Below are 19,126 nucleotides of genomic sequence, written 5' to 3'. Positions count from 1 at the left end.
CCTTTTGGAGACAGGATTCTGCCGGGGGTGGTGGCTTGTCAAAGAGCGGCCGGGTGACGATCCGGCGTGCCGAGTGCAGCAGGCGAAATCCTACATTGCAAGGTGGGTGAGCATGGAGATCCGGGCGTGTCGGCATTCAATTCCTCCCCCGGAGGGGGAGGTGGCAGCCGCAGGCTGACGGAGGGGTATTATCCGCGAGCGACATCGCCTGTGGAGACTACCCCTCCACCGCTTCGCGGTCCCCCTCCCCCTCCGGGGGAGGATTTGATTGTGGATGCGTCTACCGCTTCCCAGCCGCGGCGTCGGCAAGCCAGTCCTCGAGGTTGGTGATCCCGTCGCCGTTGCGATCGGCATTGCCGTCCGCCGCACTCTTCGGATCCAGCTCGTGCGCGCGTTCCCAGGTGTCGGGCATGCCGTCGCCGTCGCTGTCCACAGCCGCCTTGCCCGGTGCCAGTTCGGGCCAGCCGCCGACCTGTGCCTGGCTGTCGATCAGGACGCCGCCCTTTGTGCGGACGCTCTCCACGATCCGCGTATCGACACTGTCGCGAAACAGCGACGCGCCGGCGCCGGCCAGCACGCGATCGAACGCCGCCGGATCGTCCTTCACCGGCTTGACCGGGAGCGGGGCGGACAAGCGGTTCTCCGGCGCGGCCAGCCCGCTCACCAGGCTCCACGGATCGGCAGGTACCACGCCATCCATGCTGTTCCCCGCGAACCAGCCGCGACCGCCGTTGCTGCCTTCGTCGAACACGATTCCGCCGCGGCTGTCCGGGCCGCGCAGGTAGAAATTGCCGACGAAATTATAGTTGGAGCGGCTCGCCTTGTCGGCATTGTAGCCGGCATGGCCGCCTGCCCAATTGTAGAAGATATTGGCGCGGATATCGTAGATCGGGCCGTTCGGGTCGATCGCCGGATCGTTGTAATTGCCCGGCCGCGGCATGCGCGCGCGGTGATGCGCCCATAGATTGTGGTGCATGCTGATCTCGGCACCGAAGCCCGAGCGCAGCAGCGATCCATAGCCATGCGCGCCCTTGGCATGGCCCGAGCGATTGAGCGATTCGCCGATGATCGACCATTGTACGGTCACGTCGCGCACGACCTTTTCTGGGTCCGTCCCCGGTGCGCCGACCGACAGCGTCTCGTCGACCGACCAGCTGGCCGAGACATGGTCGAGGATGATTCGCCGTCCGCCGGTGATCGAGATCGCATCGGCCTCGACCTTGGATTCATCGCCCAGCCGCGAGCGGATGAAGCGGATCACGACATCGTCCGCCGCGATCAGCAGCGGATGATCGCGCAGGGTGATGCCGCCGCCCGGCGCGGTCTGGCCGGCAATGGTGATACGCGGCTCGCTGATCTTGAGCGGCTTGGCCAGCCGGATCGTGCCTGCGACCGCGAACACGATCGTCCGCGGCCCCCTGGCCTCCACCGCTTCGCGCAGCGTGCCGGGTCCCGAATCCGCCAGGCTAGTCACGGTGAACACCCGTCCCCCGCGCCCGCCCAGCGCATGCGCGCCCGCGCCTTCCGCACCCGGAAAGGCCAGGGGTGCGGTCTGCGCTGCCGCTTCGCCACTCGCCAGCAGCGCCGCCGCCAGCATCATCATCTTACGCATCCAGGTCTCCAGACAAGGCTGCGGCGCAGCACCGGGGGAGGCTGTCCGGCACTCCCCAGGCGCTACGCCGCAGTCTCCCCCTTGGGTTAGAAGATCATCCGCACGCCGGCCGTGAAGATCCGGCCGGTGCTCGCATAGGTCTGCGTCACCGGATTGGCGGCGTACATGGTGCGATACTGCGGATCGTTGGTCAGGTTGCGACCCTCGATCGTCAGCTTGGCGAACTTGGTCACGTTCCACGCCAGCGCCACGTCGACGTTGAGCGTGTCCTCGTTATAGCCGAAGTCCGCCAGCACCGGCGAGTTGCATGCGGCGCCCGCATTGGTGGTGGTGCCCACGCTGCAGGTGCCGGTCGCCAGCGGGAAGCGGTTGACGTAGCGCTTGCGATACGCACCCGACACGCGCGCCGACCACACGCTGTTCTCGTAGTAGAGCGTCGCGTTGAACGAGTCCGGCGAGGTGTTGAGGAACGGCCCTTCGGCGAAGGTGTTCGACGCGGTCGAGGCGGTGCCCGTCTGGGTCGTCGAAAGCGCCGTGCCGGTCAGGTAGCTCAGGCTCGATTCGATGTGCGTGTAGTTCGCGGTCACGCCCATCTTGTCGAACGGCGCGGGCAGGAACCAGAAATCGGTCTGCAGATTGATTTCGAAGCCCTTGATCGAGCCGCCCGGCGCATCCTTGAACTGACGGATGCCCCAGGTGCCGCCGTTCAGCGTGTAGGTGTACAGCGTGGACGGCGTCGGCCCGGTGCCCTTCAGGCTTTCGAGCAGCTGCGCATAGACTTCGGGCTCGAACACCGACGACAGCGGCGCTTCGCCTGCCACCTGCTGCGGGAAGGAACCGATGTCCTTCTTGAAGAAGGTGACCGAGATCAGGCCGTTGTTGCGGAAATAACGTTCGAAGCTGAGGTCGAGATTGGTCGCCCGGAACGGTTCGAGATAGGGATTGCCCACCGTCACTGTCGGCGCGGCACCGCTTGTGGCGAGCGCGGTGGTGAAGGCCGTGGTGCCCGGCGTCAGGCTGGCCAGCTGCGGGCGCGACATCACCTTCGATGCGGCGAAGCGGACGAGGAAGCCGCGTGCCGGTTCCCAGGTCGCATTCATCGAGGGCAGCCAGTCCCAATATTCGTTGTGCGCGGTCACCGGAGTGCCGGCCACGCCATCCGCGCCGCCGACATTGCCCATCCCCGTCACGCTGGTGTTGGCGACGCGCATGCCTGCATTGCCGCGCAGCGGCGCGCCGAGCAGGTCGAAGTTGAAATCGACCTGGAAGAAGCCCGAAAAGTCGGTTTCGCTCACCGCACTGCGCTGGCGTCCGTCGACCACGGCGCGGAAATCGCCCCATTTGTTGACGCAATTGCAGTTGATGCCGAACTTGTTGATGAACTTGTCGAGGTCCGGCGCATAATAGGAGGTCGGCGTGCCCGCGGTCACGTTGATCCCCTGACCGAAGCCGACGGTCTTGCCCAGATCGGTGATGCCCAGACCGGCTTCGACCAGCGTCGGGTTGATCGCCTCGATGCCCTGGTTGCGGCGGCCCTGATCGCCCGAATAATCGAACTTCTTGTAGGTGCCGCCGAAGCGCAGCGTCATTTCCGGCGTGGCTTCGAGGGTGAAGTTCAGGCGGGCGACGCGGAATTCGTTGGTCACTTCGTTGGTGAAGTAACGGATCGTCGACAGGCCCTTCACCAGCGTCCAGTTCGCCGGATTGGCGACGTCGAAGCCGGGGTTGAAGATCGGCATCTTGGTGCCGCCGCGATCGTCGAACGTATAGCCGTCACGGTCGATCGCGTTGAATTCGACCAGATAGCCGACCGCGGTGAATTCGGACTTCGACCAGCCCACCGTGCCTTCGACCTTGAACGTGTCGGTCAGGTCCTGACGGAAGTTGAGCGTCGCCTGCTTGAACTCGGTCGAGCCGAACTGGGAGTCGCTGTAGCTGCGCCAGTCGACGTCATCTAGGACGAGATAGTCGGCCTGGTTGGCGCCGTTGACATGCGCCGCGCGGATCTTGGTGTTCGGGCGGCCGATCAGCTCTTCGTAATAGCCGGTCTGGTTGGCGGTCGCGACATAGCCCGGCGACGACGGATTATTGTAGTAATCGAACGGGTTGAGATTGTTCGGGTTCATGCTGTTCAGGTAACCCGGCAGCACGACGTTGCCGGTCAGCAGGCCGTCGCAGTCGACGATCGCGCTGGGCACGCAGTTCGGATAGAGCGCGACGCGATCGGCATTGCCGTTGGTCGTGCCGGGCGCGCGAAGGCCCGCGGTGCCGGTCTGCGCGGCGCGGGCGTTGGTGCCGTTCCGGTTCAGGCCGATCGTGGTGACGCCGGTATTGTCGCTGTTCTGGTCGTAGCGCGAATACACGAAGTCGGCGATGATCTCGGTCCGGCTGCTCGGCTGCCACTGCAGCGTCGCGGTGCCGCCCAGGCGCTCATAGTTCAGGTCCTGACGGCCGATCGAGGGCAATGTCGGGATGATGGTGGTCGGGGTGATCAGCGCATAGGCCGCCGGATCCGAACCGAAGGTGACACCGCTGCCGCCCGGACGGGCAAAGCCATAGGTCACCGGCGTGACGCCGTTCAGCTGCGAGTTGCGATAGGTATATTCGAACGCGCCGATGTTGCGGCGATAGGCGTCGATCTGCTGATCCTGCTTCTGGTACGCGGCCGAGACGAGGATGCCGAAATTGTCGGCGACGCGGACCGAGGCGAGGCCGGTCAGGCGCGGGTTCCAGCTGGTACCGTTCTCGCGATATTCAGCCTCGGCGCCCAGCGCGAAGCGGTTGTTCTTGTACGCCAGCGGACGGCCGGTGGTGAGATCGATCACCGCGCCGAGCGAGCCTTCGTCATTCTCGGCTGCCGTGGTCTTGGTGATCTTCACGCCGCCGAACAGTTCGGAAGCGAAGGTGTTGAAATCGAAGCCGCGGCTGCGGTTCGCGCCGGCGTCGGATTGGTTGCCGCCCGCGACGTTCTGGGCATCGGCGCCGTTCAGGCGGGTCGCCTGGAAGTCGCCGCCCAGACCGCGCACGGTGATGGTGCGGCCTTCGCCGTTATCGCGATCGATCGAGATGCCCGGCAGGCGCTGGATCGATTCGGCCAGATTGGCGTCGGGGAAGTCGGCAATGTCTTCGGCGGTGATCGCGTCCACGATCTGATTCGAGGTGCGCTTCACGTTCAGCGCGTTGCTCAGCGAGGCGCGGAAACCGGTGACCACGATCACCTCGCCCTCGTCATCCTGCGGCGCCGAATCCTGTGCGTAAGCGGTACCGCTCATCGCCAGCGCCACGCCCAGCGCGCCAAGCGCACATGCGCCGCGCAGCATCGTCTGCCCCCGGCGCACCCGCGCCATCTTGTTGAATCCCAGCATTAAAGAGCCTCCCCTGGCCGCAAAAAAGTGCGCCAGACCGCCGTCCTGCATGCGCCGGGTTCGAGTCGCGGGTGGGATTTGGCCTGCGCCGGTACCGCTAACGCGATCCGGCGACTTTCTGCCCGTTCATCCTCCCCCGGCGCTCTTGCAGGTCTGTCGCCCGCTATGGCGCAAGCGTGCCGTCACGCCTGGTCGACGCTGTTTCTGACATGAGCCGGACATAAGTCAACCGGTGTCATAACAGTTTCGCGCAATATCGGCGGTGCTGAAGCAAACGCGCAACACTGGTGAAAGTGGCAGGCAGCGAGTCTGAGCGTCCCTGCCCGGCCCTCTATCCGGCCCCTTATCCAGCCTTGCGCGGCGGGGCCACGGAGGCGCGGTGGATCAGGGTCGAGGGGAACAGCGACGGCTCCTCGCTGGCCAGATCGTCGCCGAAGAAATCGGCGAGCAGCTTCAGCGCAGCCGATCGCGCCATCGAGATGATCGGCCAGTGGACCGTCGTCATCGGTGGCCAGATATGCTGCGCGATCGCGGTATCGTCGAAGCCGATGATCGACAGATCCTCGGGCACGCTCATGCCCCGGCGCCGCGCCGCGTGCAGCGTCGCCGCCGCCATTTCGTCGTTCGACGCGAAGATCGCGGTAGGCCGCGGCGACAGATCGAGCAGGCGGTCGGCCGCTGCAAGTCCCGTCTCGAACGTGTAATTGCCGTCGGCGATCAGGCTGCGCGGGAGCTTGATATCGGCCTCTGCCAAAGCCTCCTCGAACCCCTTGCGCCGCTCGCGCGCGGAGCGGAATCCATGCGGGCCGGCGATCAGGCCGATCCGGCTATGACCCAATGAAATCAGATGGTTGACCGCTTCCTTCACCACCTCGGCATCGTTCGAGGCGACCATATGTTCGGGCGTGTCGAGCGTGGTCGACCCCATGCGGACATAGCGGCAGCCAATGTCCTGACAGAGCTCGGCCAGCATGTCGTTTTCCGACACCGGCGGCAGGATCAGCACGCCATAGAGCCGCTGGCGCTCGAGGAAATTCTTGACGTCCGCCAGCATGGTCGAGGAGCCGCGATCGATCGGGCGGACGATCAGCTCGAACTCGGTATCGCGGATCGCCTCGAGGATGCCCGCCTGCACGTTCATCACCATCTGCGCATTGGGATTGTCGTGGATCAGCCCGACCAGAAAGTTGCGGCGCAGCGCCAGCGCGCGCGCCTGGACGTTGGGGACATAGCCGATATCGGCGATGACCTTCTCCACCTTGGCGCGGGTGTCCGCGTTGAGCAGCGGGGATCGGTTGATCACCCGGCTGACGGTCTTCTTGGAAACGCCGGCCAGACGGGCGACGTCGTTGATGGTTGGCTTGCCCACGCTCTTCATGCGGACACGCTACACTGTCGCGCGAGACAAAGCGAGACTGTCCGGTGGACAATGCGGCGGACATGCTTTGCAAGTCGCGATTTCGGGGGTAAACCGCGCTGGTAACCGGTATCAGTAAATCCGGATGGAGAGGTCCGAATGTTCAAGTTGCTTACGCCTGCCCTTGCCGCAATCGCCTGCATGATTGCGGCGCCCGCGAGCGCCCAGACCGCGGCACCCGCCTTTCCCGGCGCGGTCGGCCCGGCGGCGGAGACGCCCGGCGGGCGCGGCGGCCAGATCATTCGCGTGACCAATCTGAACGCCGATGGCCCCGGCTCGTTCAAGGCAGCGGTAGAGGCCAAGGGTCCGCGCATCGTGGTGTTCGAAGTGGGCGGCGTGATCGACATGGGCCGCGAGACGATCGAGATCCGCGAGCCTTTCCTGACGATCGCCGGCCAGACCGCGCCTTCGCCCGGCATCACCCTGATCAAGACCGGCATCGACGTGCGCACCCACGATGTGATCATCCGCCACATCCGCGTGCGCACCGGCGCCGACAACCAGCCCAAGCGCAGCGGCTGGGAAGCCGACGCCTTCTCCACCGTCGCCGCGCGCAACGTGATCATCGATCACAATACCTTCACCTGGGCGATCGACGAGAACATGTCGGCCTCCGGCCCGCGCTTCACCGGCAACACGGTCGAGGAATGGCGCGCCGGCACCAGCCGCAACATCACCTTCTCGAACAATCTCGCCGCCGAGGGTCTGGCCGATTCAAGCCATCCCAAGGGCGAGCATTCGAAGGGCTCGCTGATCCACGACAACACCACCGGCATCGTCTTCTATCGCAACATCTGGGCGCACAATGTCGAGCGGCATCCGCTGGTGAAGGGTGGCGCGCAGGTGCTGATGGTCAACAACCTGATCTACAATCCGCAGCATCGCGCGGTGCATTACAACCTGATGGCGCTGGAATGGGCCGGCCATCCCTATGTGACGGGCGAGATCACTGCGATCGGCAACGTCATGCGCGGCGGCAACGATACCGATGAGGGCCTGCCCTTCCTGATGATCGGCGGCGACGGCGACCTGAACTATTACGGCAAGGACAATCGCGCGGTGGACCGCCACGGCGTGAAGCTGCCGATGTTCGGCCGCTATGGCGAGACGCGCGCGAAGATCGTGGAGAGAAAGGCGCCGATGATGGCCACCACTGGCATGACCGTGCTGCCCTCGGGCGACGTCGAGACCAGCGTGCTTTCCACCGCCGGCGCCCGTCCGTGGGACCGCGACGGCGAGGATATCCGCGTGCTGTTCTTCGTGGCCGAGGGCCGCGGCTTCATCATCGACGACGAGAAGGAAGTCAGCGCCTATCCGGCGTACAAGCCGACCGCGGCGCCGTTCGTGGAGGGGGACTGGAACCTCGACACGATGGAGCCGAAGTCCGGCCGCTATCCGGGTCAGACCGGACCGGTGCGCGAGGCGCTCAGCCCGCGGGACCGGGATATGCGGACGGGGCAGTAATCCGGCGCTTACTCCTCCCCCGGAGGGGGAGGGGGACCGCGAAGCGGTGGAGGGGTAATCTCCACGGGCGACATCGCTCGCGGATAATACCCGTCCGTCAGCCTTCGGCTGTCACCTCCCCCTCCGGGGGAGGATTTTGACTATCGCTCACGGAATCACGATCTCCGCCCCCGTCTTCAGTCGGTCCAACGCGATCAGGCTGCGGAAGCTGGCCACGCAGTCATTCTGCTGGAACAGGCGCCGGGTGATCGCTTCATATTCGACCATGTCCGGCGCGACGATCACCAGCACGAAGCTGATCCCGCCGGTGACGTAATAGCATTGCTGCACCTCGGGCGCGGCGTGGAACAGCGATTTGGCGCTGTCCACCGTGGGCAGCCGCTCGTCGATCAGCGTCACCTCGACGATCGCGGTGATGGTCATCGCCACCGCCCGGGCATCGACGATCGCGACGTTGCGCTCGATCACCCCGTCCGCTTCCATTGCCGCGATCCGACGCTGCACCGCCGCGGCGGAGAGGTTCACCGCTTCGCCGATGCTGCGCTGGGGCGTCTTGTTGTCGCGCTGGACGATGGGCAGGATCGCGCGGTCGAACCCGTCGAGCGTGCGGTTTCCGGAGGAGTTTCGCGCCATGAGCGGGTTTTTGTTGCATTTCGGGCCACAAAGTCGAGCGCAAATCCTGCTTCGGCGATGATAGGCCTCGTCACATGAAGAGCGGCACCCATCTCGGCATCCTGTGCGGCATCGGCGCCGGTGCGCTGTGGGGGCTGGTGTTCCTCGCGCCCGAGCTGACCCGCGACTTCACCCCGCTCCAGCTCGCTATCGGCCGCTATCTGGCGTTCGGCGCCATCGCCGCCGTACTGATCGCGCCGCGCCTGCGGACGCTGGCCGCTGCCCTCACCCGCCGCGACTGGCTGTCGCTCGCCTGGCTCGCGCTGGCCGGCAACACGCTTTACTATGTCCTCCTGTCCGCGGCTGTGCAGACCGGCGGGATTGCGATGACTTCGCTGGTCATCGGCTTCCTGCCCGTCGCCGTGACGATCATCGGCAGCCGCGATTCCGGCGCGGTGCCGCTGCGGCGCCTTGTCCCCTCGCTGCTGCTGTGTGCGGCCGGGGCGTTCTGCATCGGCTGGCAGGCGATTGCGGCACCGGCATCGGGCGTGGCGGGCAAGCAGATCGTCGGACTGTTCTGCGCCATCGGTGCTCTGGCTTGCTGGGCGGCCTATGCGGTGTGCAACAGCCGCTGCCTCGCGCGCCTAGGCCATGTCTCGGTCCATGACTGGAACCTGCTGACCGGCATCGTCACCGGCGCGCAGGCAGTGGTGCTGATCCCGTTCACCCTCGCCTTCGAACCCATGCGCCACGATCCCGCCGCGTGGCTGCGCTTTGCCGCGGTATCGGGCGCCGTCGCGGTGTTTGCCTCGATCCTTGGCAACGCGTTGTGGAACCGGATGAGCCGCCTCCTGCCGCTCACCATGGTCGGCCAGATGATCCTGTTCGAGACGCTGTTCGCGCTGATCTATGGCTTCATCTGGGAAGGGCGCCTGCCCGAGCTGCTGGAAGTGGCGGCGTTCGGGCTGGTGGTGGCGAGCGTCCTATCCTGCATCGCCGCGCACCGCCGCCCGGCCTAGGATCCGTACTCAATTAGATTTCAGATCAAGGCACTGAGATCGAGGGATAACCCTTCTCCCTCGATGGGAGAAGGAGGGGCCCGCGCCCGAAGGGCGTGGGAGGATGAGGGTGAGCTCTCCTCATACGACTGTCCCATGAGGAGAGTTCACCCCACCCAACCCTCCCCCATCAAGGGGGAGGGCTATCGCCTAGAGGCGTGGTAGCGAGCTTGATTGAGTACGGACCCCTAGCTCCCCGGCTGGATATAGGGCACGCGGGCGAACAGCTCGCGCTCCCATTTGCGCGGATCGTTCACCGCGCGGCTGTTCACGTCGAATAGCATCGTCGCCCGCTTCGGCAGCGTATAGGCGGGCCATAGCGGAACGCCCTTCCCCACCGGCTTGCCCGTCCGTGCCAGTGCGGCGAAGGCGCCCATCACCTGCCGGCTCAGCCGCTGCGCATCCGGCCCGATTCCGGTGATCGAACCCTCCGCACCCAGCGTGCCGAACGCCAGCGCGATATCCCCGGTATGCGGCGCCCCGCGTTCCGGCTTCACCGGCGACTGATAGTCGAGCTGATAGACCCAGGTCGCCTTCGCGCCCGCCGCCGCGCGCGCATCGGCTTCGATCACCTGCCCCGGCCAGCTTCGTCCGGCGGTGGTTGCACGGTAGAAGATCTGTTCGGGCGTATCGCTGGGGAAGTGCGCGCGATATTCGCTCACGATCCATTCGGGCAGCAGGTCCATCCGCAGCTCTGGTGCCATCGCCGCGGCCAGATTGTCCCAGTTCAGCCCCTTCACCTTGGCCGATTCCGCGGGCACGAACGCGCGGGTCTCGTCGCGGGTGTTGCCCAAAATCATCGGGATATGGTTCGATTGCGGATTCGGATCGGGCCAGAAGGGGTGACGCACCAGCCACTTCATGTCGAGCACCGGCCCGAAATAGACGCCGCCGCCCAGGATCGGATCGGTCGCGTCGGTCGCCTCGATCAGCCGCCCGACCGGCAGTTCCAGCAATGCGCCAAGGTCATTCTCGCGTACGCCCAGCTTCGCCAGATAGGCCTGTGCGCGCCGGTGCGCATTCATCGGGCCGGAGGCGGTCACCTGCTGCCCGCTCATCGTCGCGGCCGAGTGGAACAGGCCCTTCGCGGCGGGCATGCCCATCATCGTCGCGATCTTCGCGCCGCCGCCGGACTGGCCGAACACGAACACCCGCTTCGGATCGCCGCCGAACGCCGCGATATTATCGCGCACCCATTGTAGCGCCACGATCAGGTCGAGTTGGCCCAGATTGCCGCTGTCGGCGAAACGCGGGTCCATCCGCGCGAGATAGAGATAGCCGAGCGCATTGAGCCGGTGGTTGACGGTGACCACCACGACATCCTCGGTCTCGGCCAGCTTCGCGCCGTGGTTGGTCGGCACCGTCACCGTGCCGTTCGAATAGGCGCCGCCATGGATATAGACCATCACCGGGCGTTTCGCGCGGGCATCGGCGCCCGGCGTCCAGATGTTGAGCCGCTGGCACGCCTCGTCCTGCAGGCCCGAACCGCCCCGCTGCGGCGCGATCGGACCGAAGGCCTGTGCGATCACCGTTTCGGTCGCGCGCGGCATCGCCACCGGCGCCATGAAGCGCGGTGCGCTGGCATAGCGGATATTCTTGAAGGTCGAGATGCTGCCCGACTGGAAGCCCTGGAAACGCCCCGCCGGCGCATCGACCACCGGATCGCCGGTGGTCCCGGCCCGCGCCACCAGCGGCATCGCCGCCAGCACCAGTCCGCCTGCCACCACCGCACGCCGCGACACGTCACTCATTGGGTCACTCCCGTCATGAAGGCGCCTGCCTTCGCTTCGATCAATTGCAGTTCGTCGCCGGCCGCCACTGCCTGCCGCCCGGCATCCTCCGCCGCGCTGGCCAGCAGCGCCACCCGCTCGCTGATCGTCGCGATCAGCGCCGCAATCTCGCGCGAGGAGACCGCCGTCTCGTCGATCGAGGCGAGGATCGCGGCGACGGTCGCCACCTGCTCCTCCATCGCCGTGGAGAGGCCGCGCACCCGGTCGAGCAATTCTCCCACGGTGGTGCGGATCTTCCGGTTGGTCTCGGACACGATTTCGCTCGCGCCCTGTGCGTCATGGATCGTCGCGGTGATGCCGCCGGTGGCGTCCGCCGCCTGATCGGCGAGGCTGCGCACTTCCTGCGCGACGATGGCGAAGCCGCGTCCGCTTTCCCCGGCGCGCGCGGCCTCGATACTGGCGTTGAGCGCAAGCAGCTTGGTCTGGTTGGCGATGCCCGCGATCAGCGTGACGACAGACTCGATCCGCGCGGTGTGCACGGCCAGCGAAGCGGCATTGTCCGCGCCCTGCTGCGCGATGGCATCGGCCCGGCCCGCGACTTCCGCCGCGCCGGTCACATGCTCGCGGGCGCGGTCATAGGCGGCGATCAGGCCCGCTGCGCTCTCGGCCGAACTCGCCATCGCCGTGGCGGACTGGTCCGCCGCAGCGGAGACTTCCGCTGCCGGGACGCGCAATTGCTGAAGTTCGCGCGCGGTCTGTTCGGTGAAGCGCGCCACGTCGCGGCTGTGCCCCGCGGTGCTGGCGAATGCCCGCGCCAGATCGGCCCGCGCCTTCGCCGCTTCCTCGCGCAGCGCCGCCACGTTTCGCGCGCGGGCGATGGCGCGCAGGCGGCTGGCGATCAGCTCGAATTCGATCACCGCCAGCTTCTGCGTCGCGCGCGTCACCCGCTCCAGCGTTGCGGGATCCCGGGTCAGTTCGAAGAACAGCGCATGCACCCGCCTCTGCGCCACCACCATCGACGAGGCGACCAGCGAGAAATCGAACTCGCCCTGACCGATCCGGTCCGCCTCGGCGATGATCGTGTCGATCCAGTGCCGGTCGATCGGCCGCGCCATCTTGGCTTCGGCATAGGCAACGCGCGCGCGAACCATGTCGTCGGTCACCGCAGCGCCGCCTGCCCGCCGTTCCAGCAGTTCGCGCGCGATGCCGGGGATATGCTGCCCGATCAGCCCCCAGGCTTCGTGAAGCTCGGCTTCCCACGCGCCATCGACGCCATAGGTCTTGCGGAAAATCGCGAGATCGGGTGGCGGCAATGCCGCCTCACCCGCCGCAGGCATGCTCCCCTTCATCGGCACCTCTCCAAAAGGGCGATGTTTCGCCTCTATTGTCTCGCCGCGACCGCTATCTACGAACGTCGAGGCCCTCCCCGAACGCATCCAGATCCGCGCGCGTGAACAGGCTGGCATCGCCCGGCAGCGAATGCTTGAGACAGGTGAGCGCCAGGCCCGCTTCGGCGGCCGCCTTCGCATCGCCGCCCTCGGCCAGACCGTGCAGCACGCCCGCCGCAAAGGCATCGCCTGCGCCGATCCGGTCGACGATGCCGGCCACGAGTATTTCCTTGGTCTGGTGCCAGCTCGACCGCATATCGATCCGCGCCGCGATCCGGTGGCTGTCGGCATCGTCGACATGGCGCGCGGTGGAAGCGATGATCTGGAGCTTCGGAAAGGCTTCGAACGCTGCCTGTGCTGCCTCGCGGCGCCGGTCCGATCCGTCGCCCGAAAATTCGCGGCCGAGCAGCAGCGACACGTCGCGGTGATTGCCGAACAGGATATCGGCATGGCCGATCAGCCGGGTCAGCACGGAGCGCGGATCGCTGTCCCATGCTTCCCACAGCTTCGCGCGGTAATTGCCGTCGAACGAGACCGGGATGCCCTTGGCGCTCGCCGCTTCGGCTGCGGCGATGGCGGCGGCAGCGGTGTTCGGCCCGAGTGCCGGGGTGATGCCCGAAAGGTGCAGCCGGGTGGCGCCTTCCAGCGCCACATCCCAGTCCCATGCGCTTTCCGCCCGGTCCGCGAACACCGAATGGGCACGGTCATAGACGACTTCGGATGCGCGCAGGCCAGCGCCCGGCGTAAGGAAATACAGGCCCAGCCGCCCGGCCTCGACCGCAACGGTGGACGTATCCACGCCGCGCCGCCGCAGCTCGCCGATCACTGCGCCGCCCAGCGGATTGTCCGCCACCGCGCTGATCATGCGAACCTTATGGCCGAGACAGGCAAGGCCCGTCGCGACATTGGCCTCGGCCCCGCCGACATTCACTTCCAGCTTCGGCGTCTGGAGCAGCAATTCGCGACCCGGCGGCGAGAGCCGCAGCATCAGTTCGCCGAAGAATGCAGTCGTCATCGTGCCAGCCAGCCCCCGTCAACGGCAAGGATATGGCCCTGAACATAGTCCGAAGCGCTGGACGCAAGGAAGACCGCCGCGCCGCCCATATCCTCGGGGCTGCCCCAGCGTGCCGCCGGGATGCGCTCCATGATCGAACGGTTGCGGTCCGGATCGGCCTGAAGCGCGGCGGTATTGTTGGTCGCGATATAGCCCGGCGCGATAGCGTTCACGTTGATGCCCTGGGCCGCCCATTCGTTCGCCAGGATCTTGGTGAGGCCGCCGATGCCGGACTTGGACGCGGTATAGCTCGGTACGCGGATGCCGCCCTGGAAGGTCAGCATCGAGGCGATGTTGATGATCTTGCCGCGGCCCTGCGCCGCCATGTGCTTGCCCGCGGCCTGGCACAGGAAGAACACCGATTTCAGGTTGGTATCGACCACCGCGTCCCAATCCTCCTCGGTGAAGTCGAGGCTGTCGTTGCGGCGGATGATCCCGGCATTGTTGACGAGGATATCCAGCCCGCCGAGCTTCTCCACGGCTTCGTCGACCACGCGGCCCACCGGCTCGATGGTCGAGAGATCGGCCGAGATGATCTCTGCCTTGCGGCCCAGCGCGCGGGCCTTCTCGACCGTCTCGGTCGCGGCGCTGCGGCCGACCGCGGCAATGTCCGCGCCTGCTGCGGCAAGCGCCAGCGCGATGCCCTGCCCGATACCGGTATTGGCGCCGGTGACGACCGCGACGCGGCCGGTGAGATCGAAGGGATTGGTCATGGTCTAACTCTCTCCCCTCCCGCTTGCGGGAGGGGCCGGGGGTGGGCGCCCGCCATCCGCGAGCGATGCACCGGGAGGAGAGCGGGGGCCCACCCCCCGACCCCCTCCCGCAAGCGGGAGGGGGAGTTCAAGGTTACGCCAGCTGGCAGATGTCCAGCACGTTCATGTCGGTATAGTCTTGGTTCTCGCCGGCCATCGCCCAGATGAACGCGTACGCCTTGGTGCCCGAACCCATATGGATCGACCAGGGCGGCGAAATCACCGCTTCCTCGTTGCCGATCACGATGTGGCGGGTCGCTTCGCCTTCGCCCATGTAATGGAACACGCGATCCTTATCGAGATCGTCCAGCTCGAAGTAGAAATAGATCTCGCTGCGACGCTCATGGATGTGCGGGGGCATGGTGTTCCACACCGAACCCGGCTTCAGCACGGTGAGACCCATGACGAGCTGTGCGCTGTCGCACACGCCCGGGATCACCAGCTGGTAGATCGAGCGCTCGTTCGATTCCTCCAGCGTACCGCGATCCAGCCGGTTGGCGTCGGCGATCGAGAGCTTGCGGGTCTGGAAGCCCTTATGCGCCGGGCACGAGGCCAAATAGAAGCGCGCACCGGCGCCCGAGAACTCCACGTCCTTCGCGCCCATCGTCACGTACAGGCAGTCCTTGTTGCCCAGCGTGAAGCTCTCACCATCGACGGTCACGGTGCCTTCGACGCCGCTGACGTTGACGATCGCCAGTTCACGGCGCTCGAGGAAGGGATGGCCCGCCGCCGAAGCCGGCTCGGTCTGCGCGGGCAGCTTCACTGCGGCCGAACCCACCTGCACGCCGCCGATCACGAAGCGATCGGCATGGGTGTAGTTCAGGACGCATTCGCCTTCGCGGAACAGGCCCTGGATCAGATAGCGGTCGCGCAGTTCCTCGTTCGAAACGCACTCCATCATGTCGGGGTGCGTGGCGTAATAGGTGCGGTCGAACATGGTCACTCCGTTGGTTCAGGCAGCCGCCGCGACGGGCGCGGGGGCGGGTTGGTCGAGTTTATAGGCCTTGCGGACAAGGCCGTTGGTGAGATCGTGCGCCAGCTCATGCGCTTCCCAGTCGAGCAGGCGGCCTTCGGCGACCAGCTGCGCGAGGAAGCCGCAATCGATGCGCCGTGCGACGTCGTGGCGCGCGGGGATCGACAGGAAGGCGCGGGTATCGTCGTTGAAGCCGACGGTGTTGTAGAAACCAGCGGTCTCGGTCACCTGCTCGCGGAAACGGAGCATGCCTTCCGGCGAGTCATGGAACCACCACGATGGCCCCAGCTTCAGGCACGGATAATGCCCGGCCAGCGGCGCCAGCTCGCGCGAATAAGTCGTCTCGTCCAGCGTGAAGAGGATGATCGACAGATCGGTCGAGGTGCCGAACCGGTCGAGCAAGGGCTTCAGCGCGTGGACATAATCGGTGCGGGTCGGGATATCCGCGCCCTTGTCACGGCCATGGCTGTGGAACAGCCCGCCATTGTGATTGCGGCACGAACCCGGATGGATCTGCATCACCATGCCGTCATCCGCGCTCATCGCCGCCATCTCGGTCAGCATCTGCGCGCGGAACAGCTCGGCATCCTGCGGGGTCCAACTGTCGGACAGGATCGTGCGGAACAGCCGCTCGGCCTCGTCATGATCGAGGTTGGCGGTCAGCGCGGTGGGGTGGCCGTGATCGGTCGCGGTGGCGCCTGCCGCACGGAAGTCCGCCCGGCGCTTGCGGTGCGCAGCCAGATAGCCGTCCCACGACCAGACATCCTCGCCGGTCTTCTCGGCGAAGACCTTCATCGCCCCGGCGAACTGCTCATGCTCGACGTCGATCACCGCGTCGGGGCGATAGGTGGTGACCACCCGGCCCTGCCATCCGCTGTTGTGGATCGCATGATGCGGCGACAGGTCGTCCTGCGGCCCCTCGGTGGTGGCGAGGAACTCGATCCCGAACCGGTCGAACAGCGCGCGCGGCTTGAACGCGTCCGACGCCAGCTTCTCGTTGATCCGGTCGTAATAATGATCGGCGGTGGAGGCATCGAGCGCCACCTCGAACCCGAACACTTCGCCGAACACATGGCCCAGCCACATGCTGGACGGCGTGCCGCGGAACAGGTGGAAATGCTCCGCGAACAGCCGCCACGCCGCGCGCGGATCGTGGGGCGGTACGCCATTCTTGTCGGGCACGCCCAGATCGGCCAGCGCGATGCCCTGCGAATAGAGCATGCGGTAGAGATAATGGTCCGGCGCCAGCAGAAGCTCGGTCGCGTTCGACCAGTTCTCGTTGGTCGAGAACCAGGTCGGATCGGTATGCCCGTGCGGGCTGATGATCGGCAGCCCCGCAACTTCCGCATAGAGCGAACGCGCAATATCGCGCGTCCGCCCGTCTGCGGGGAACAACCGGTCGGGATCGAGCTTCAACGGACGTGTCATGCTTAGGCCTTGGCCTCCACGGTTACCGGCGCCAGCTTCGGGCTGAGCAGATGGATCGACAGCACGGCGAGGAAATACACCGTCGTGCACGCGGCGAAAATCAGCGTGTAGTTGCCGCCGGTCGCATCGAGCACACGCCCCACCGAGGTGGACATGATCATGCCGCCGATGCCGCCTGCGAAACCGCCCAGCCCGATCACCGATCCGACCGCGCGCTTCGGGAACATGTCGGGCGGGATCGACAGGATGGTCGACGAAAAGGCCTGATGCCCGGCCAGCGCGATGCCGATCAGGGGGATCGCCAGCCAGATATTGTCGACATGGGTCACGAACAGCAGCGGCAACACGCAGCAGCCCGCGCCCAGCATCGTCGCCTTGCGCGCGAAATTCACGCTGCGCCCGCTCTGGATCAGCTTGGACGACACCCAGCCGCCTGCGATGCTGCCCACGTCGGACAACAGGTACATGATGATCATCGGCAGCAGGACCACCTTCAGATCGACGCCGTACGTGCTGTTGAAATAGCTGGGCAGCCAGAACAGCATCATGAACCAGACCGGATCGGTCAGGAACTTGCCGACGGCGAATGCCCATGCCTCGCGCTTGGTGACGATCTTGGCCCAGCCGATGCGCTCGATCTTCTCGGGCGGGTCATGCTCGATCCAGGCCAGCTCCGCGTCGCTCACCTTCCCGCTCTCGCGCGGGTTGCTGTACACCTTGATCCACAGCACCAGCAGGATCACGCCGAACAGGCCGGTATAGATGAAGGTCTCGCGCCAGCCCAGGCCCAGCCAGGTCATGAACAGCCACATGGTCGGCGCGGTCAGGATCACGCCGATCGTGGTGGCGCTGTTGACCCAGCCGATCGCGTAGCTGCGCTCCTTCTGCGGAAACCACTCGCTGCTCGCGCGCACGACCGAGGGGAAATGCCCCGCCTCGCCCACGCCCAGCATCGCGCGCGCCGCCATGAACGACGCGACCGAGCCGGCAAAGCCGTGCGCGACATGGCCGATGGTCCAGATGGTGATGGCGATGGAATAGCCGATCTTCGGTCCGAACCGGTCGATCAGCCAGCCCATGATCAGGAAACCGAACGCATAGGCGCACTGGAAGGCGGTGACGATGTTGCCGTAATCGGTCTCGCTCCAGCCAAGCTCGGAGGAGAGCTGCGGCTTGAGAAGCCCCAGCATGGTGCGGTCGATATAATTGACCGTCGTCGCCACGAAGAGCAGCGCCACGATCATCCATCGATACCGGCCGGTACGGGCGGGCAGTGTGCCGCCTCCGGTCTCTCCAATCGTGGCCATTCCCCTCTCCTCTTTAAATCTTATCTATCATATCAGTCTTGGCGGCTCACACCTATCGCACAACGCACCGTCATGTCATCGCCGAAATGGGCCTCCACCACGGCGCCGGGGCGGACGGGGTGGACGCCGGTAACGGCACCGGTCGAGATCCACTGGCCCGCGGCCAGCGGCAGGCCGCGATCCCGCGCCAGCTCGAACAGGAAGCGCACCGCACCGAACGGCCCGTCGAGCATATCCGCCGCGGTTCCCGTCCCGGCTTGGATTCCGTCGATTGTTAGCGCTACCGGAAGGTCGAGGAAACCCTGTCCGTCGCCCAGTTCGGTGCCGACCACCAGCCCGTTATTGTTGCCGAAGTCGGACACGGTCACGGCGGGGCCATGCTCGTTGATGCCCGGAAAGGGCGAGCTGGCCACTTCGATGCCGATGCACACCCGGTCGACATGAGCGGCCACCGCGCCATTGGTCCAGGCCCGCTCGAAGCTGGCGGGCAGATCGCCCAGCTGCAGCAGATATTCGGCCTCGGCCGCAGCAAAGCCATCGCCGAACACCGGCATTTCCGGCACATCGCCTTCGCTCGCGTAAACGATGCCATTGTCGAAGATCGGGCCGGTCAGCCGGTTCGCGCCATAGGTCGAGACCAAAGGATCGGCGATGCGGCCGACCTTCCAGCCCGCCACGCGCCCGCCATGCAGGCCGATTGCGCGTTCCTGAATCCGATACGCCTCGTCGAGCGATGCGGGCAGCTTTCCGCCCGGATAGTCCGCCAGCACGCCGCCCGAATGCCGCGCATCCACAAATGCGCGTGCGATCGCTTCGGCGCCAGCCTGTCCTTCACTCAAAATGCCGGCCTTTCGAATCGCTCTACCCTGCCTCCCGCACCTGTTCCCGATGGACGGGCGGGTAAGCGGCGGCAATGCTACCGGTGTCAGAGATACAGGTCAATGCGACAATCATTGCTGATCCTGC

At 66.0% G+C, this 19,126-nt stretch carries 14 protein-coding genes; 2 read left to right on the top strand and 12 right to left on the bottom strand.

Annotated elements, in window-relative coordinates:
* Positions 1-280 precede the first annotated feature (280 nt).
* From P1X14_RS12925 to P1X14_RS12915, 3 genes are all read right to left on the bottom strand, one after another.
* Complete coding sequence (locus tag P1X14_RS12925; protein ID WP_277315791.1) at positions 281-1,612, bottom strand: pectate lyase; 1,332 nt, start codon at positions 1,610-1,612, stop codon at positions 281-283.
* An 86-nt stretch (positions 1,613-1,698) separates the two neighbouring features.
* The gene (locus P1X14_RS12920) at positions 1,699-4,977 is read right to left on the bottom strand and encodes a TonB-dependent receptor (protein WP_277315790.1); all 3,279 of its coding nucleotides are present in this window, start codon (positions 4,975-4,977) and stop codon (positions 1,699-1,701) included.
* 343 nt (positions 4,978-5,320) lie between these two features.
* Complete coding sequence (locus P1X14_RS12915) at positions 5,321-6,355, bottom strand: LacI family DNA-binding transcriptional regulator (protein ID WP_277315789.1); 1,035 nt, start codon at positions 6,353-6,355, stop codon at positions 5,321-5,323.
* A gap of 138 nt (positions 6,356-6,493) precedes the next feature.
* Here P1X14_RS12915 and P1X14_RS12910 point away from each other — a divergent pair, with 138 nt between their 5' ends.
* Entirely contained in the window at positions 6,494-7,858 is a 1,365-nt protein-coding gene (locus P1X14_RS12910; protein WP_277315788.1) for a pectate lyase, read from the top strand.
* Positions 7,859-8,005: 147 nt separating this feature from the next.
* Here the strand turns inward: P1X14_RS12910 and P1X14_RS12905 are convergent, their stop codons facing one another.
* Entirely contained in the window at positions 8,006-8,491 is a 486-nt protein-coding gene (locus P1X14_RS12905) for an Lrp/AsnC family transcriptional regulator (RefSeq protein WP_277315787.1), read from the bottom strand.
* A 74-nt stretch (positions 8,492-8,565) separates the two neighbouring features.
* On the opposite strand from P1X14_RS12905, the gene P1X14_RS12900 reads away from it, so the two are divergent.
* On the top strand, positions 8,566-9,489 hold the full coding sequence (locus P1X14_RS12900; RefSeq protein WP_277315786.1) for a DMT family transporter: 924 nt from the start codon (positions 8,566-8,568) through the stop codon (positions 9,487-9,489).
* Positions 9,490-9,716: 227 nt separating this feature from the next.
* Here P1X14_RS12900 and P1X14_RS12895 read toward each other — a convergent pair whose 3' ends face one another.
* The 8 genes from P1X14_RS12895 to P1X14_RS12860 all read right to left on the bottom strand — a co-directional run bounded on the left by P1X14_RS12895 (position 9,717) and on the right by P1X14_RS12860 (position 18,999).
* Positions 9,717-11,279, bottom strand: a complete 1,563-nt coding sequence (locus P1X14_RS12895) for a carboxylesterase family protein (RefSeq protein WP_277315785.1) — start codon at positions 11,277-11,279, stop codon at positions 9,717-9,719.
* Positions 11,276-12,607 carry a methyl-accepting chemotaxis protein gene (locus P1X14_RS12890; protein ID WP_277315784.1) on the bottom strand — a complete coding sequence of 444 codons (1,332 nt, stop codon included), beginning with the start codon at positions 12,605-12,607 and terminating at the stop codon, positions 11,276-11,278. Before P1X14_RS12890 ends, P1X14_RS12895 begins: the two co-directional genes overlap by 4 nt.
* A gap of 52 nt (positions 12,608-12,659) precedes the next feature.
* The gene (locus P1X14_RS12885) at positions 12,660-13,661 is read right to left on the bottom strand and encodes a sugar kinase (protein WP_277315783.1); all 1,002 of its coding nucleotides are present in this window, start codon (positions 13,659-13,661) and stop codon (positions 12,660-12,662) included.
* On the bottom strand, positions 13,658-14,413 hold the full coding sequence (gene kduD, locus P1X14_RS12880; RefSeq protein WP_277315782.1) for a 2-dehydro-3-deoxy-D-gluconate 5-dehydrogenase KduD: 756 nt from the start codon (positions 14,411-14,413) through the stop codon (positions 13,658-13,660). Before kduD ends, P1X14_RS12885 begins: the two co-directional genes overlap by 4 nt.
* 133 nt (positions 14,414-14,546) lie before the next feature.
* The gene (gene kduI, locus P1X14_RS12875) at positions 14,547-15,389 is read right to left on the bottom strand and encodes a 5-dehydro-4-deoxy-D-glucuronate isomerase (RefSeq protein ID WP_277315781.1); all 843 of its coding nucleotides are present in this window, start codon (positions 15,387-15,389) and stop codon (positions 14,547-14,549) included.
* Positions 15,390-15,404: 15 nt separating this feature from the next.
* Positions 15,405-16,853, bottom strand: coding sequence for a glucuronate isomerase (uxaC, locus tag P1X14_RS12870; RefSeq protein WP_277315780.1), 1,449 nt, complete (start codon positions 16,851-16,853; stop codon positions 15,405-15,407).
* A 2-nt stretch (positions 16,854-16,855) separates the two neighbouring features.
* Positions 16,856-18,160: an MFS transporter gene (locus P1X14_RS12865; protein ID WP_277315779.1), complete on the bottom strand. Its 1,305-nt coding sequence runs from the start codon at positions 18,158-18,160 to the stop codon at positions 16,856-16,858.
* Positions 18,161-18,192: 32 nt separating this feature from the next.
* The gene (locus tag P1X14_RS12860) at positions 18,193-18,999 is read right to left on the bottom strand and encodes a 2-keto-4-pentenoate hydratase (RefSeq protein ID WP_277315778.1); all 807 of its coding nucleotides are present in this window, start codon (positions 18,997-18,999) and stop codon (positions 18,193-18,195) included.
* Between the last annotated feature and the right edge of the window lie 127 nt (positions 19,000-19,126).

Source organism: Sphingomonas sp. AOB5 (assembly GCF_029433115.1).
Lineage (GTDB): Bacteria > Pseudomonadota > Alphaproteobacteria > Sphingomonadales > Sphingomonadaceae > Sphingomonas.
This window is presented reverse-complemented; position numbering and strand designations above follow the sequence as displayed.